The organism is Nocardioides sp. LS1, from assembly GCF_003865225.1.
GTDB lineage: Bacteria > Actinomycetota > Actinomycetes > Propionibacteriales > Nocardioidaceae > Nocardioides > Nocardioides ginsengisegetis.
In genome coordinates this window covers 376,552-389,362 of sequence record NZ_BIFF01000005.1, presented here as the reverse complement: position 1 = coordinate 389,362, position 12,811 = coordinate 376,552, and the positions used below count along the sequence as shown (strand labels likewise).

Below are 12,811 nucleotides of genomic sequence, written 5' to 3'. Positions count from 1 at the left end.
GCACCCCACCGCGCCGGGCCGTCGACGGCGCCACCGTCACCCAGATGCACTACGCCCGCGCCGGGATCACCACCGCCGAGATGCAGTACGTCGCCCGCCGCGAGGGCTGCGACGTCGAGCTGGTCCGCTCCGAGGTGGCCGCCGGCCGCGCGATCATCCCCGCCAACGTCAACCACCCCGAGGCCGAGCCGATGGTCATCGGCAAGGCGTTCCTGGTGAAGATCAACGCCAACATCGGCAACTCCGCCGTCACCAGCTCCATCGCCGAGGAGGTCGACAAGCTGACCTGGGCGGTGACCTGGGGAGCCGACACCGTCATGGACCTCTCCACCGGCGACGACATCCACACCACCCGCGAGTGGATCCTGCGCAACAGCCCGGTCCCGATCGGCACCGTCCCGATCTACCAGGCCCTGGAGAAGGTCGACGGCGAGGCCGACAAGCTCACTTGGGAGGTCTTCCGCGACACCGTCATCGAGCAGTGCGAGCAGGGCGTCGACTACATGACGATCCACGCCGGCGTGCTGCTGCGCCACGTGCCGCTCACCGCCGAGCGGGTCACCGGCATCGTCTCGCGCGGCGGCTCGATCATGGCCGGCTGGTGCCTGGCCCACCACGAGGAGAACTTCCTCTACACCCACTTCGACGAGCTCTGCGAGATCTTCGCGGCCTACGACGTCTCCTTCAGCCTCGGCGACGGCCTCCGGCCCGGCACGTGGCCGACGCCAACGACGCCGCCCAGCTCGCCGAGCTCCGCACGCTGGCCGAGCTGACCGAGCGGGCCTGGGCCCACGACGTCCAGGTCATGGTCGAGGGCCCCGGACACGTGCCGCTGCACCTGGTCGAGGAGAACGTCCGCCTCCAGCAGGACTGGTGCCACGGCGCGCCGTTCTACACCCTCGGCCCGCTCGCCACCGACATCGCGCCCGGCTACGACCACATCACCAGCGCCATCGGCGCGGCCACGATCGCGATGCACGGCACCGCGATGCTCTGCTACGTCACCCCCAAGGAGCACCTCGGCCTCCCCGACCGCGACGACGTCAAGACCGGCGTCATCACCTACAAGCTCGCCGCGCACGCCGCCGACGTCGCCAAGGGACACCCGGGTGCCCGCGACTGGGACGACGCGCTGTCCAAGGCACGCTTCGAGTTCCGCTGGCACGACCAGTTCGCGCTGTCCCTCGACCCCCAGACCGCACAGTCCTTCCACGACGAGACCCTGCCCGCGGAAGGCGCCAAGACCGCGCACTTCTGCTCGATGTGCGGCCCGAAGTTCTGTTCGATGCGGATCAGCCAGGACGTGCGGGAACGGTTCGCGGAGAAGTCGGCGGAGTTCCTCCAGCTCGGCGGCACCGTCTACGTGGAGGAGCCTCTGCCCGCGAACTAGGCTGGCCGGCATGGCAGGAGAGCTCGATCCGGCGCGCATGCGGATCTCCGACGCGGAGCGACACCAGGTCGCGGAGGTGCTGCGGCAGGCGGCCGGTGACGGGCGGATCGACCTCGACGAGCTCGACCAGCGCCTGGAGGCGACGTACGCCGCGAAGACCTACGCCGACCTCGTGCCGATCACGTTCGACCTGCCCGCCCACCAGGACGGCCCGCAGGTCGCGCCGCGGTCGACGGTTCCCTCACCGGTGGTGGTCGGGCCGGTCCAGGAGCGCCACCTCGCGATCATGAGCGGCGTGGACCGCAAGGGCGTCTGGGTGGTGCCCCAGCACTTCACGGTCATCGCCCTGATGGGCGGCGCCAACCTCGACATGCGGCAGGCGAAGTTCGCGGCGTCCGAGGTCGTCGTGACCGTCAACGCCTTCATGGGCGGTGCCTCGATCCTGGTCAACCCGCACACCCACGTGATCGTGGAGGGCACCGGCATCATGGGCGGCTACACCGGTCCGTCCGGACTCGTCGCGCCCGACCTCGACGAGACCTCGCCGACCGTCCGGATCCGCGGGATCGCGGTCTGGGGTGGCGTCTCGGTCGAGCGCAAGCACCTCCCGGGCGGCTCCCGGAAGGCCCTGCGCCCCGGTCACTGACCGGTGCGCTCCACCGTCACCAGCGTGACCGTCTCCGGCATCCGCCGAGGCATCCAGAACCCGCGCGCCGCCAGCACCTGACCGCTGACCTCGACCCCCGCCGTCGGCCCCTCCTCGGGGAGCGCCGCCGACATGCTGACGTGGGGCAGCGCCACCGGGCCCTCCCACGCCAGCCGGTACGACGCCTCCGGGTCCAGCCCGGGCACGCGCACCGCGACGCCGCGGTTGTGGGTCGACTCGTCGAGCTGCACGTGGGCCACCAGCGCGGCGGAGCGGTCCGCAGCAACCACGCCGTGCAGCAGCACGGCCGGGTCGGAGGACTCCGGACGCACGACCCTGCCGGTGTGCAGCAGGGGCCGCAGGCGCTGGTGCAGGGCGATCCAGTCGGCCAGCCGGTCGAGGTCCTCCTCGGAGGCCTGCGTGAGGTCCCACTCGATGCCGAAGGCGCCGAACAGCCCGGTGGCGCACCGGAAGTCGAGGTCGAGGGTGCGGCCGGTGGTGTGCGAGACGGGGGAGGAGACGTGGGCGCCGAGGTACTCGGGGGCGACCAGCTGGGTCGACCAGCGCTGGATCTGCTGCCGGGCCAGGGCGTCGGTCATGTCGGACGTCCACACCCGTTGGACCCGCTCGAGCACGCTCAGGTCGATCCGGCCGCCGCCGGACGCGCAGGACTCCCAGGCCACCTCGGGGTGGGCCTCGGCGAGCGCGTCGAGGAGTCGGTGGAAGGCCAGGGCCTGCTCGTGGGCGGCGGGTGCCCCGCCCCGCTGACCCGTGCCGGCCTCCAGGAGGTCGCGGTTGTGGTCCCACTTCACGTAGTCGATCGGGTGGGCCGAGAGGATCGCGGACACCCGCTCGAAGAGGAAGTCGAAGACCTCGGGGCGCGTCAGGTCGAGCACCTGCTGGTAGCGGTGCTCGCGCGGGGCCCGGTGCGGCCCGGCGGACAGGATCCAGTCGGGGTGCTCGCGGAACAGGTCGGAGTCGGGGTTGACCATCTCCGGCTCGAACCACAGGCCGAACTCCATGCCCAGCTCGCGCACGTGGTCGATCAGCGGGTCGAGGCCGTCGGGCCAGACCCCGTCGTCGACCCACCAGTCGCCGAGCCCGGCGGTGTCGTCGCGGCGGTGGCGGAACCAGCCGTCGTCGAGGACGAAGCGCTCGACCCCGACCCGTGCGGCCCGGTCGGCGATGCCGCTCAGCCGGTGCAGGTCGTGGTCGAAGAAGACCGCCTCCCACACGTTGAGCACCACGGGCTGGCGGGCCGGGTGGGCGGCCAGCGACCGCTGCCAGGCATGCCAGCTGGCGGCCAGCCCGTCCAGGCCGTCGTCGGCGGCGCCGAAGAACACCCACGGCGTGGTGTAGCCCTGGCCCTCGGCCAGCACGACCTCGCCGGGCAGCAGCAGCTCCCCGCCGCCGATCGTGGTGCCGGTGGCGGCGTCGCGCTCCACGCGGAGCACGTAGTTGCCGCTCCAGGCGACGTGGCAGCCGAGCACGGAACCCTCCGGGCCGGAGAAGCCGGGGGTGCCGAGCACCACCATGGTCGCGGCGTCCAGGCCGGGCCGTCCGCCGCGACCCTCACGCAACCAGAGCCCGTCGGTCACGACGTGCCGCTGGGGGCTGCGCTCGCGCTCGTGGCGGCCGGTGAAGTCGAGCGCCTCCACGAGGTGGTCCTCGACGGGCAGGACGACCTCCAGGCCGTCCACGACGTAGGCGTCGGAGGCCGTGTTGGTCACGGTGCAGCGGCCGCGCAGGGAGCCGCCGGCGACCGACTCGAGCTCCAGCAGCACCTCCAGGCCGGCGTCCTTGTCGGCGGCGTGGACCGCGAGGACGTCGCCCACGGCCTGGACCGCGTCCGGCTCGAAGTGGGTGGTCCACGAGCGGCCCGCCGAGGAGGTGGCCGGGTCGAGACGGTGGCCGCGCAGGTGCGGACGGGTCAGGCGGCCGTGGGACTGCTCGCCGAGCAGGGGCATCCCCGGACCGTTGGGTACGACGGGGAAGCCGCCGGCACGGGCGACGCCGTCGCGGGCCGGGCCGGTCCACAGCACGTGGGGCATCCCGCCGGCGGTCGTGTCGATCTCGACGCAGGTCCGAGGTCCGGGGCTGGTGGGGTTCCCGAGCGGGAAGAGCATGCGGGCGCACTCCTTGAGGAGGGTGGGGGATGGGGCGGGGAAGCACGAACGCCCGGGCAGTGGGCTGCCCGGGCGTTCGAGGTGTGTCTCGACGGTCCTGGGCTCAGCCCTTGACCGCGCCGGCGGTCAGGCCGCGGACGAAGAACCGCTGCAGCGCCAGGAACACGATGATCGGCAGCAGCATCGTGAGGAAGCCGCCGGCGGTCGTGAGCTCCCAGCCCTGTCCGAGCTGGGTCTTGAAGTGGGTCAGGTTGACCGTGACCGGCTCCTTGTCGCCGGGGCCGAGGAACACCAGGGCCACGAGCAGGTCGTTCCAGACCCAGAGGAACTGGAAGATCGCGAACGACGCGAGCGCGGGCACCGACATCGGCAGCACCAGCTTGTAGAACGTCTGGAAGTGGCTGGCGCCGTCGATCTTCGCCGACTCGATGACGGTCTTGGGCAGGGTCGCCATGTAGTTGCGCAGGATGTAGATCGCCAGCGACATGCCGAACCCGATGTGGGCCAGCCACACGGCCGCGAACGTGCCGTTGATGCCGACGTCCCGGTAGATCTTGGTGATCGGGATGAACGCGACGTAGTTGGGCACCACGAGCAGGCTCACGATCATCAGGAACAGGAAGTCGCGCCCCTTGAACTCCATGAACGTGAAGGCGTACGCCGCGACCGCGGCCACCAGGATCGGGATGAACGTCGCCGGCAGGGTGATCGCGAGGCTGTTGATGAACGCGTCGCCCATGCCCTTGCCGGACAGGGCGTGGTGGTAGTTGTCGATCGTCGCGTCGGTGAACCCGGTCGGGGTGAAGAAGTGCCACCACCCGGACTTGTTCACGTCGTCGATGGTCCGGAACGACGTGACGAAGGTGCCCAGGATCGGGACCATCCAGAGCACGCACAGGACGGTCAGGATGATCTTGGCGAACCACCCGGCCTTGGCCGGGTTGGCGTCGACGTGCGTGGCGGCCCGGCGCGGCTGCCTCGTGGGCGTCGCCGTGGCGGGAGTTGCGGCTGTGTCGGTCATCCGTTCGCCTCCTCGGCCCGGAAGTTGCGCACCTGGTACCACATGATCGGGACGACCGCGACCATCAGGATGACCACGATCGCCGACGCCTTGCCGTAGTTGATGAAGGTGCTGATCTGGTTGTAGAACTCGTTGCCCAGCACGTTGGTGTTGAAGTTGCCGTTGGTGTTGACGTAGACGATGTCGAAGATCTTCATCACGCCGATGGTCACGGTGATGAACACCGTGATGACCGTGCCCTTGATCTGCGGGAGCACGACCCGCGAGAAGATCTGGCGCTCGTTGGCGCCGTCGATGCGGGCCGCCTCCAGGGTGTCGACCGGGACGCCCTTGACCGCCGCGGAGAGCAGCACCATGGAGAACCCGACCTGGAGCCAGACCAGGATCACCATCAGCAGCAGGCTGTTGAGGTGGAAGTTCTGCTTCTGCAGCCACTGGACCGGGTCGGAGCCCAGGGTGCCGACGAAGGCGTTGAGCAGTCCGGTCTGGGCGGTGCCCTTGGGGTTGGAGACGTAGACGAAGCGCCAGATGGTCGCCGCGCCGATCATGCTGATCGCCATCGGCAGGAAGATCACGGTCTTGGTGACCTTCTCGCCGGTCGGCTTGAGCCGGTCGGCGAGGACCGCGACCAGCAGGCCGAGGATGACGGTGATCGCCGGGACGATCAGGATCCACAGGACGGTGTTGAACAGCGTGTCCCGGAAGTTGTGGTCCTGGAAGAGGGCGCTGTAGTTCTTGAAGCCGACGTACTCGCGGCTGAAGTTGTCCTTGAAGCTGTTGATGACCGTCAGGACCGCCGGATAGACGAGGTAGAGCACGATCGCGCCGAAGGCCGGGAGGATGTAGAGGTAGGGCTTGATTCGGTCCTCCCACCTGCCCGGCAGGATCTCCGCAAGCTTGTTGAGCAACCAGAAGACGATGATCGCGCCGCCGATACCGGCGATGACCGTCAACAGGGCAATGACCGCTTTACCGCCCATGGTGTGCCGACCTCCTTGGGTCGTGACGGGGTTGAGGGACGACGGAGAACCCGAGTGCACCGGGGGCGCGGGCGGTGGTTGCCCGCGCCCCCGGGTGCTGCTCGGGCCCGAACGGCTAGCTGGGCCAGCTGTCCTGGATGTTCTTCAGGGCCGTGTTGAGGTCCTCGTCACCGCTGATCCACGCGGTCATCTCCTTCCAGAAGGAGCCCGTGCCGACCTCGGCGGGCATGGAGTCCGACCCGTCGAAGAGGAACGTCGAGGCGGTGTAGGCGTAGTCGGCCTCGTCCTTGGTGACCTGGTTGGGGTAGAGGCTGGTGTCGAAGTCCTTGTGCGGCGAGAAGAACGAGCTGCTCGGGGCCGCGTCGTTGCCGATGTCGGTCTCCGACAGGTAGCCCACGACCTTCTTCACGTTGGCGCTGTCGTTGAGCATGGTGAGCAGGTCGCCACCACCCTCGACGGGGTTCTCGCCACCGGCGGTGGCGGGCGGGAAGCCGAAGACGCCGACGTTGGCGTCGAGGTCGGCGACCACGGGCTTCGGGAAGAAGCCGGTGATGAACGAGCCCTGGACGAGCATCTCGCACTTGGACGGGCTGTCGAACATGGGCGTGCCGGCTTCACCGAAGTTGGTGCTGGTGGCCGACTTGATGCCGCCGAGCACGCTGCCGTCGCCGAAGAGGAGCTTCTCCATCTCGGCGCCGGCGTCCTTGACCACGGTGTCGTCGAACGGGATGTCGTGGGCGACCCAGGAGTTGTAGGCGTCGGCACCGGACTGCTTCATGACCAGCGTCTCGAGCCAGTCGGTGGCCGGCCAGCCGGTCGCGGTGTCGGACTCGATGCCGAAGCACCACGGGGTGTCGCCGTTGGCCTGCATCTTGCTGGCCAGCGACTCGAGGCTGGCGAAGTCCTTGACCGACGACGCGTCGTAGCCCTTCTTGGCCCAGTCCTTCTTGTTGTAGAAGACCAGGCCCTTGACGTTGGCGCTGACCAGCAGGCCGTAGAGCTTGCCGTCGATCGTGCCGGACTCGAGCGTGCCGGGCATCATGCTCGACTGCAGCGAGCTCATGTCCACCGCGTCGTCGAGGGACTTGATCGCCCCGAGCTGGTTCATCTGGGAGACCACGCCCGGCTGCGGCACGAGTGCGATGTCGGGGGTGTCGCCCGACTGGATCTTCGTGATGATCAGCTGGTTGATGTTCTCAACCTTCTGCCACTTGATCGTGATGTTGTCCCCGCCGGCCTTGATCTTGGCCTCCAGAGCCTTGAGCAGGCCGTCCTGGACGGGCTGGTCGATGCTGCTCCAGATGGTGACGGTGTTGCTGTCGGACGAGCTCCCACCGCCACCGCACGCGGTGACGGTGAGGGACATGGACGCGGCGGCAACGGCCGCCATCAGGGCGGTACGACCTCGTACTCGCATCGTTTCTCCTCAGGTTTGACGGCGAGTGGCACTTGGTTGACTCGGAGGGTGCCAGCGGGGCTACTGTGACCCCCGACACATGCTGAATCGAATCAGCAGGATCATGTTCTGTGGCGCACGTCACTGTCAAGCAACGATTTGAAACGCGGACGGGAGAGGGGGGCGGGATGGTGACGACGAAGAAGGTGACGCTGACCGACGTCGCCGAGCGGGCCGGTGTCTCGACCACGACCGCGTCGTACATCCTCAACGGGAGGTCGGCGGAGATGCGGATCTCCGCCGATGCCGAGCGCCGGGTCCGCGAAGCCGTGGCCCACCTCGGCTACCGACCAAACCGCAACGCCCGCAGTCTCCGGACCCGCACCACCAGCACCTTCGGGGTGATCTCCGACTTCGTCGCGAGCGGTCACTTCGCCAGCCAGATGCTCGCCGGTGCGAGCGCCGCGGCCCGCGCGAGCGAGCACCTGCTCGTCATCGGCGAGACCCAGGGGGACCCCGCGCTGGAGCACCTGCTGATCGAGGAGATGCTCGACCGGCAGGTCGACGGCATCGTCTACGCGACGCTGACGAGCCTCGAGGTGCGGGTGCCGGCCGAGCTCAAGCGACTGCGCACCGTCCTGCTCAACTGCATCGATCCGACGACCAGCATTCCCGCGGTGCTCCCCGACGAGTACGCCGGCGGCCGGACCGCCGCCGGGGTGCTCCTCGACGCCGGTGTCACGGGCGAGATCCACGTGATCGGCGAGGACCCGACGCCCAACGCCCTGGCCGGTCCGGGCCGGCTGGAGGGCATCCGGACGCGGCTGGCCGAGGCCGGCCGCAGCGTGACCAGCGTCGTCCCGTGCCACTGGGGCGTGGAGGACGCCTACGAGGCCGTCGACGCCTGGCTGCGCCGTGGCGCCCGCCCCGCCGGGCTGCTGTGCCTCAACGACCGGATCGCCATGGGCGTCTACCAGGCGCTGGCCGGCAACGGCCTCCACGTCCCCCGCGACGTCTCGATCGTCTCCTTCGACGGCAGCGAGCTGGCCACCTGGCTGCGTCCGCGGGTGGTGTCGGTGGCGCTGCCCTTCAGCGAGCTCGGGGCCCGGGCCGTGCAGGCGCTGGTCGACCCCGGCTGGGCCGACGTCGGGACCGTCCGGCTGCCGATGCCGCTCGCGCCGGGCGGCTCGGTGCGCAGTCCCGCTGTCGGATCGCGCGGATGACCCGTCAGGACGGGAGGTGGCCGCCTGCGAGACGGGCCTAGGCCCACCCCGCGCCAACCCCTAGTGTGAGGCGCGTCACTTCACTACGGATCGTCCGGCACGTACCTGCCGGTGAAGGAGAAGAACCAACATGGCAACAGTGACTTTCGAGAAGGCGCAGCGCTGGTATCCCGGGGCGGACAAGCCCGCGGTGCCGGGCCTGGACCTGGAGATCAAGGACGGCGAGTTCATGGTGCTCGTCGGCCCGTCGGGGTGTGGCAAGTCCACCTCGCTGCGGATGCTGGCGGGGCTGGAGGAGGTCAACGCGGGCAAGATCTTCATCGGTGACCGCGACGTCACCAAGACCCCGCCGAAGGACCGGGACATCGCGATGGTGTTCCAGAACTACGCGCTGTACCCGCACATGAGCGTGGCCGACAACATGGCGTTCGCGTTGAAGATGGCCAAGGTCCCGACCGAGGAGCGCAACAAGCGGGTGGCCGAGGCGGCCAAGATCCTGGGTCTGGAGGAGTACCTCGAGCGCAAGCCGAAGGCGCTCTCGGGTGGCCAGCGCCAGCGGGTCGCGATGGGCCGTGCGATCGTGCGCAACCCGCAGGTGTTCTGCATGGACGAGCCGCTGTCCAACCTGGACGCGAAGATGCGGGTCCAGACCCGCACCGACATCGCCAAGCTGCAGGCCGACCTGGGGGTGACCACGGTCTATGTCACCCACGACCAGGTCGAGGCGATGACGATGGGGGACCGGGTGGCGGTGATGAAGCTGGGTGAGCTGATGCAGGTCGACACCCCGCTGGGTCTCTACGACCGGCCGGCCAACCTGTTCGTGGCCGGGTTCATCGGCTCGCCGCAGATGAACCTGCTGGAGGCCCACAACGACGGTGGCAAGGCGCGGATCGGGGAGTTCACGGTCCCGGTCGACCCGGCTGCGGCGCAGCGGCTGACCAAGAACATCACCGTCGGGGTGCGCCCCGAGGCGTGGCGCCAGGTCGGCAGCGACGAGGGTGGCCTGCCGGTCCGGGTGACGGTCGTGGAGGAGCTCGGCGCGGACGCGTTCGTCTACGGCACCAGTGGTGTGGAGGGCACGCCCAACAACATCATCGTGCGGGTCAGCGCCCGCGACACGGTGCACAAGGGCGACACCCTCTACGTGACCACCGACCCGCACCACGTGCACGTCTTCGACACCGACACCGGAGCACGCCTCAGCGAGTGACCCGCGCCCGGTCGGCCGTGCGGGAGATCGCCTGGACGTAGCTCTCGAAGAGCGCCGGCGGCATGTCGTGGCCCATGCCGGGGATGAGCAGCAGCTCGGCCCCCGGGATGGCCGCGGCAGTCGCGCGGCCACCGGAGACGTGCACCATCTTGTCGTCCAGCCCGTGGATCACCAGGGTCGGCACGCGCAGTGCACGCAGCCGCAGCGACCGGTTGGGCTGGGTCAGCACGGCCAGCATCTGGCGCATCACGCCGCTGGCCGAGACGCCCCGTGCGAACGTCTCCTCGGCCTTGGCCCGGAGCTCGGCGTCGCTCTGCGGGTAGCCCGGTGAGCCGATCAGTCGCCACACCCGGCGGCTGGACCAGACGTAGTTCTCCAGCCCCGGTCCGCGGGACCCGATGAGGGTCGGCAGGAGCGAGGGGTGCTGCCACCCGACGCTGCGCTTGCCGGTGGTGGACATGATGCTCGTCAGGCTCAGCACGCGCCGCTGCTGGGTGATCGCCATCGTCTGGGCGATCATCCCGCCCATCGACACGCCCACCACGTGGGCGGCCTCGAGGCCGAGGTGGTCAAGCAGCCCGAAGGCGTCGTCGGCCAGGTCCGGGATGCTGTACGGCGCCCGCACGCGACCGCCCGTGAAGGCCCGGACGATCGTGGACCGCTTGACCCGCACGCCGATCCGGCTGGACCGGCCGGTGTCGCGGTTGTCGTAGCGGATGACGTAGAACCCCGCCTCGGCGAGCATCCGGCACAGGTCGGAGTCCCACCAGTTCATCGGCCCGCCGAGCCCCATCACGAGCAGCAGCGGACGACCCGACGGATCACCGAAGGTCTGGTAGCAGAGCTCGATCCCGGACGGCAGTGGGGCGAGCAGCTCGTCGGACACACGCGGAGGCATACCTCAAGTCAATCAAATAGTGAGGAAACGGACGTGATCTGTCCGTCATTGACGAGGATTCGGCGGTTCCCGGCCGTACCGTGGGCATGTGAGGTCCTCCACACTGGCCAGCTTCCTCCGCCCCGAGGGGTTCGAGAGGCCACACCCGGCTGCGGTCCTCCGCGAGGGCAGCCTCGTGACCGAGGCGGGCCGCTTCGCACTGCGCGCCGTGGGGGACGCCCGGACCCGTCGGTCCACCCCCTACGCCGCCCGCGCGAGCTCCCGCGTCAGCGATCCGGTGATCCTGGTGCCGGGCTTCATGGCCGGTGACGGCACGCTGAGCCTGATGCACCGGGCGCTGCGGGCCCAGGGCTTCCGGACCTACCGCTCCCACATCCACGCCAACATCGGCTGCACGCTCAACGCCGCGGCCCAGCTCGAGTCGCGGCTGGAGTCGATCGTGATCCGCCGGGGGACCCGCGTCCAGATCGTCGGGCACAGCCTGGGCGGGATGCTCGCGCGCGGTCTCGCCGTACGCCGTCCCGACCTCGTGTCCGGGATCGTCACCCTCGGCAGCCCCATGCTGGCCCCGGCTGCCCACCACATCTCGCTGACCGCGAGCCTCGACGTCCTCGTCCGGCTCAGCCGGGCCGGGGTGCCCGGGCTCATGTCGGAGGAGTGCGTCGCCGGGTCGTGCGCGCGCCAGAGCTTCGACGAGAGCCGGTCACCGGTCCCGTTGGGGGTCGGCTTCACCGCGATCTACAGCCGCCGCGACGGCATCGTCGACTGGCGGGCCTGCGTCGACCCGCTCGCCGTGCCCGTCGAGGTCACCGCCTCCCACGTCGGGATGGCGGTCGACCCGCGGGTCATCGACCACGTCACCACCGCGCTGCGGCGGCAGGCGCTGGGCTCAGCCCTCGAAGTCGATCGCAGCGAAACTGCGTAGCTTCGAGAGCTGGTGCTCGGAGCTGATCTTGCGGATCGTGCCGCTGCGCGAGCGCATCACCAGCGACTCGGTGGTGCAGCCGCCGGCGCGGTAGCGCACGCCGCGCATCAGGTCGCCGTCGGTGATGCCGGTGGCCACGAAGAAGCAGTCGTCGCCGGTGACCAGGTCGTCGGTCGAGAGCACGAAGTCGGGGTCGAGGTTGTGCCCGGCGTCGAGGGCCTTCTGCCGCTCGGTGTCGTCCTGCGGCCACAGGCGGCCCTGGATCACGCCGCCGAGGCTCTTCATGGCGCAGGCGGCGATGATGCCCTCGGGGGTGCCGCCGATGCCGAGCAGCAGGTCGACGCCGCTGTCGGGGCGGGCCGCGGAGATGGCGCCGGCCACGTCGCCGTCGACGATGAACTTGATCCGGGCACCGGTGGCGCGGATCTCCTCGGCCAGGTGCTGGTGGCGGGGCCGGTCGAGCAGCACGACGGTCACGTCGGAGGGGCTGGAGCCCTTGGCCTTCGCGACCTGGTGGATGTTCTCGGCGACCGAGTTGCGGATGTCGACCACGTCGGCCGCCTCGGGGCCGGTCACCAGCTTCTCCATGTAGAACACGGCGGAGGGGTCGTACATCGAGCCGCGCGGCGCGACGGCGAGGACGGCCACGGCGTTGCTCATGCCCTTGGCGGTCAGCGTGGTGCCGTCGATCGGGTCGACCGCGACGTCGCACTCGGGACCGGTGCCGTCGCCGACCCGCTCGCCGTTGTAGAGCATCGGGGCGTTGTCCTTCTCGCCCTCGCCGATCACGACCACGCCGTCCATGCCGATGGAGGAGATCATCACGCGCATGGCGTTGACGGCCACGGCGTCGGCGCCGTTCTTGTCGCCCCGTCCGACCCAGCGGCCGGCGGCCATGGCGGCGGCCTCGGTGACGCGGACCAGCTCGAGGGCCAGGTTGCGGTCGGGAGCGGAGGAGGAAGGACTGCGGCTCTCGGTCATGGCGTGATGGTA

10 protein-coding genes and 1 pseudogene are annotated in these 12,811 nt (G+C 69.8%); 5 read left to right on the top strand and 6 right to left on the bottom strand.

What is annotated here, in order from left to right; genetic code table 11:
• Positions 1 to 44 precede the first annotated feature (44 nt).
• Together thiC and EJF31_RS16045 are read left to right on the top strand one after the other, a co-directional pair.
• Positions 45 to 1,390: pseudogene (thiC, locus tag EJF31_RS16050) on the top strand (phosphomethylpyrimidine synthase ThiC).
• 10 nt (positions 1,391 to 1,400) lie between these two features.
• Positions 1,401 to 2,036, top strand: coding sequence for a DUF1707 domain-containing protein (locus tag EJF31_RS16045; RefSeq protein WP_125038128.1), 636 nt, complete (start codon positions 1,401 to 1,403; stop codon positions 2,034 to 2,036).
• On the opposite strand, the gene EJF31_RS16040 is transcribed toward EJF31_RS16045, so the two are convergent.
• From EJF31_RS16040 to EJF31_RS16025, 4 genes are all read right to left on the bottom strand, one after another.
• Positions 2,030 to 4,162 carry an alpha-galactosidase gene (locus EJF31_RS16040; RefSeq protein WP_125038127.1) on the bottom strand — a complete coding sequence of 711 codons (2,133 nt, stop codon included), beginning with the start codon at positions 4,160 to 4,162 and terminating at the stop codon, positions 2,030 to 2,032. The two genes, EJF31_RS16045 and EJF31_RS16040, sit on opposite strands and share 7 nt — an antisense overlap.
• 103 nt (positions 4,163 to 4,265) lie before the next feature.
• The gene (locus EJF31_RS16035; RefSeq protein ID WP_125038126.1) at positions 4,266 to 5,183 is read right to left on the bottom strand and encodes a carbohydrate ABC transporter permease; all 918 of its coding nucleotides are present in this window, start codon (positions 5,181 to 5,183) and stop codon (positions 4,266 to 4,268) included.
• Entirely contained in the window at positions 5,180 to 6,163 is a 984-nt protein-coding gene (locus EJF31_RS16030; protein ID WP_125038125.1) for a carbohydrate ABC transporter permease, read from the bottom strand. The genes EJF31_RS16035 and EJF31_RS16030 overlap by 4 nt, the downstream gene beginning before the upstream one ends.
• 115 nt (positions 6,164 to 6,278) lie before the next feature.
• Positions 6,279 to 7,580, bottom strand: a complete 1,302-nt coding sequence (locus tag EJF31_RS16025; RefSeq protein WP_125038124.1) for an ABC transporter substrate-binding protein — start codon at positions 7,578 to 7,580, stop codon at positions 6,279 to 6,281.
• Between the two features lie 167 nt (positions 7,581 to 7,747).
• Here EJF31_RS16025 and EJF31_RS16020 point away from each other — a divergent pair, with 167 nt between their 5' ends.
• Positions 7,748 to 8,782: a LacI family DNA-binding transcriptional regulator gene (locus EJF31_RS16020; protein ID WP_221767611.1), complete on the top strand. Its 1,035-nt coding sequence runs from the start codon at positions 7,748 to 7,750 to the stop codon at positions 8,780 to 8,782.
• Positions 8,783 to 8,912: 130 nt separating this feature from the next.
• Positions 8,913 to 9,995, top strand: a complete 1,083-nt coding sequence (locus tag EJF31_RS16015) for an ABC transporter ATP-binding protein (RefSeq protein ID WP_125036853.1) — start codon at positions 8,913 to 8,915, stop codon at positions 9,993 to 9,995.
• Here the strand turns inward: EJF31_RS16015 and EJF31_RS16010 are convergent.
• Positions 9,985 to 10,893, bottom strand: a complete 909-nt coding sequence (locus tag EJF31_RS16010; RefSeq protein WP_125038123.1) for an alpha/beta fold hydrolase — start codon at positions 10,891 to 10,893, stop codon at positions 9,985 to 9,987. The genes EJF31_RS16015 and EJF31_RS16010 overlap by 11 nt on opposite strands.
• Before the next feature lie 88 nt (positions 10,894 to 10,981).
• Here EJF31_RS16010 and EJF31_RS16005 point away from each other — a divergent pair, with 88 nt between their 5' ends.
• Positions 10,982 to 11,818 (top strand): triacylglycerol lipase, encoded by an 837-nt coding sequence (locus EJF31_RS16005; protein WP_125038122.1) that lies wholly within the window; start codon positions 10,982 to 10,984, stop codon positions 11,816 to 11,818.
• Here EJF31_RS16005 and glpX read toward each other — a convergent pair.
• Positions 11,783 to 12,799, bottom strand: a complete 1,017-nt coding sequence (gene glpX / locus EJF31_RS16000; protein WP_125038121.1) for a class II fructose-bisphosphatase — start codon at positions 12,797 to 12,799, stop codon at positions 11,783 to 11,785. The genes EJF31_RS16005 and glpX overlap by 36 nt on opposite strands.
• Positions 12,800 to 12,811 lie beyond the last annotated feature (12 nt).

What these genes read in the sequence shown, in the direction of transcription:
- glpX (WP_125038121.1), bottom strand. Translation starts at nt 12,799, where the DNA reads ATGACCGAGAGCCGCAGTCCTTCCTCCTCCGCTCCCGACCGCAACCTG.
- EJF31_RS16010 (WP_125038123.1), bottom strand. Translation starts at nt 10,893, where the DNA reads ATGCCTCCGCGTGTGTCCGACGAGCTGCTCGCCCCACTGCCGTCCGGG.
- EJF31_RS16020 (WP_221767611.1), top strand. Translation starts at nt 7,748, where the DNA reads ATGGTGACGACGAAGAAGGTGACGCTGACCGACGTCGCCGAGCGGGCC.
- EJF31_RS16015 (WP_125036853.1), top strand. Translation starts at nt 8,913, where the DNA reads ATGGCAACAGTGACTTTCGAGAAGGCGCAGCGCTGGTATCCCGGGGCG.
- EJF31_RS16035 (WP_125038126.1), bottom strand. Translation starts at nt 5,183, where the DNA reads ATGACCGACACAGCCGCAACTCCCGCCACGGCGACGCCCACGAGGCAG.
- EJF31_RS16040 (WP_125038127.1), bottom strand. Translation starts at nt 4,162, where the DNA reads ATGCTCTTCCCGCTCGGGAACCCCACCAGCCCCGGACCTCGGACCTGC.
- EJF31_RS16030 (WP_125038125.1), bottom strand. Translation starts at nt 6,163, where the DNA reads ATGGGCGGTAAAGCGGTCATTGCCCTGTTGACGGTCATCGCCGGTATC.
- EJF31_RS16025 (WP_125038124.1), bottom strand. Translation starts at nt 7,580, where the DNA reads ATGCGAGTACGAGGTCGTACCGCCCTGATGGCGGCCGTTGCCGCCGCG.
- EJF31_RS16045 (WP_125038128.1), top strand. Translation starts at nt 1,401, where the DNA reads ATGGCAGGAGAGCTCGATCCGGCGCGCATGCGGATCTCCGACGCGGAG.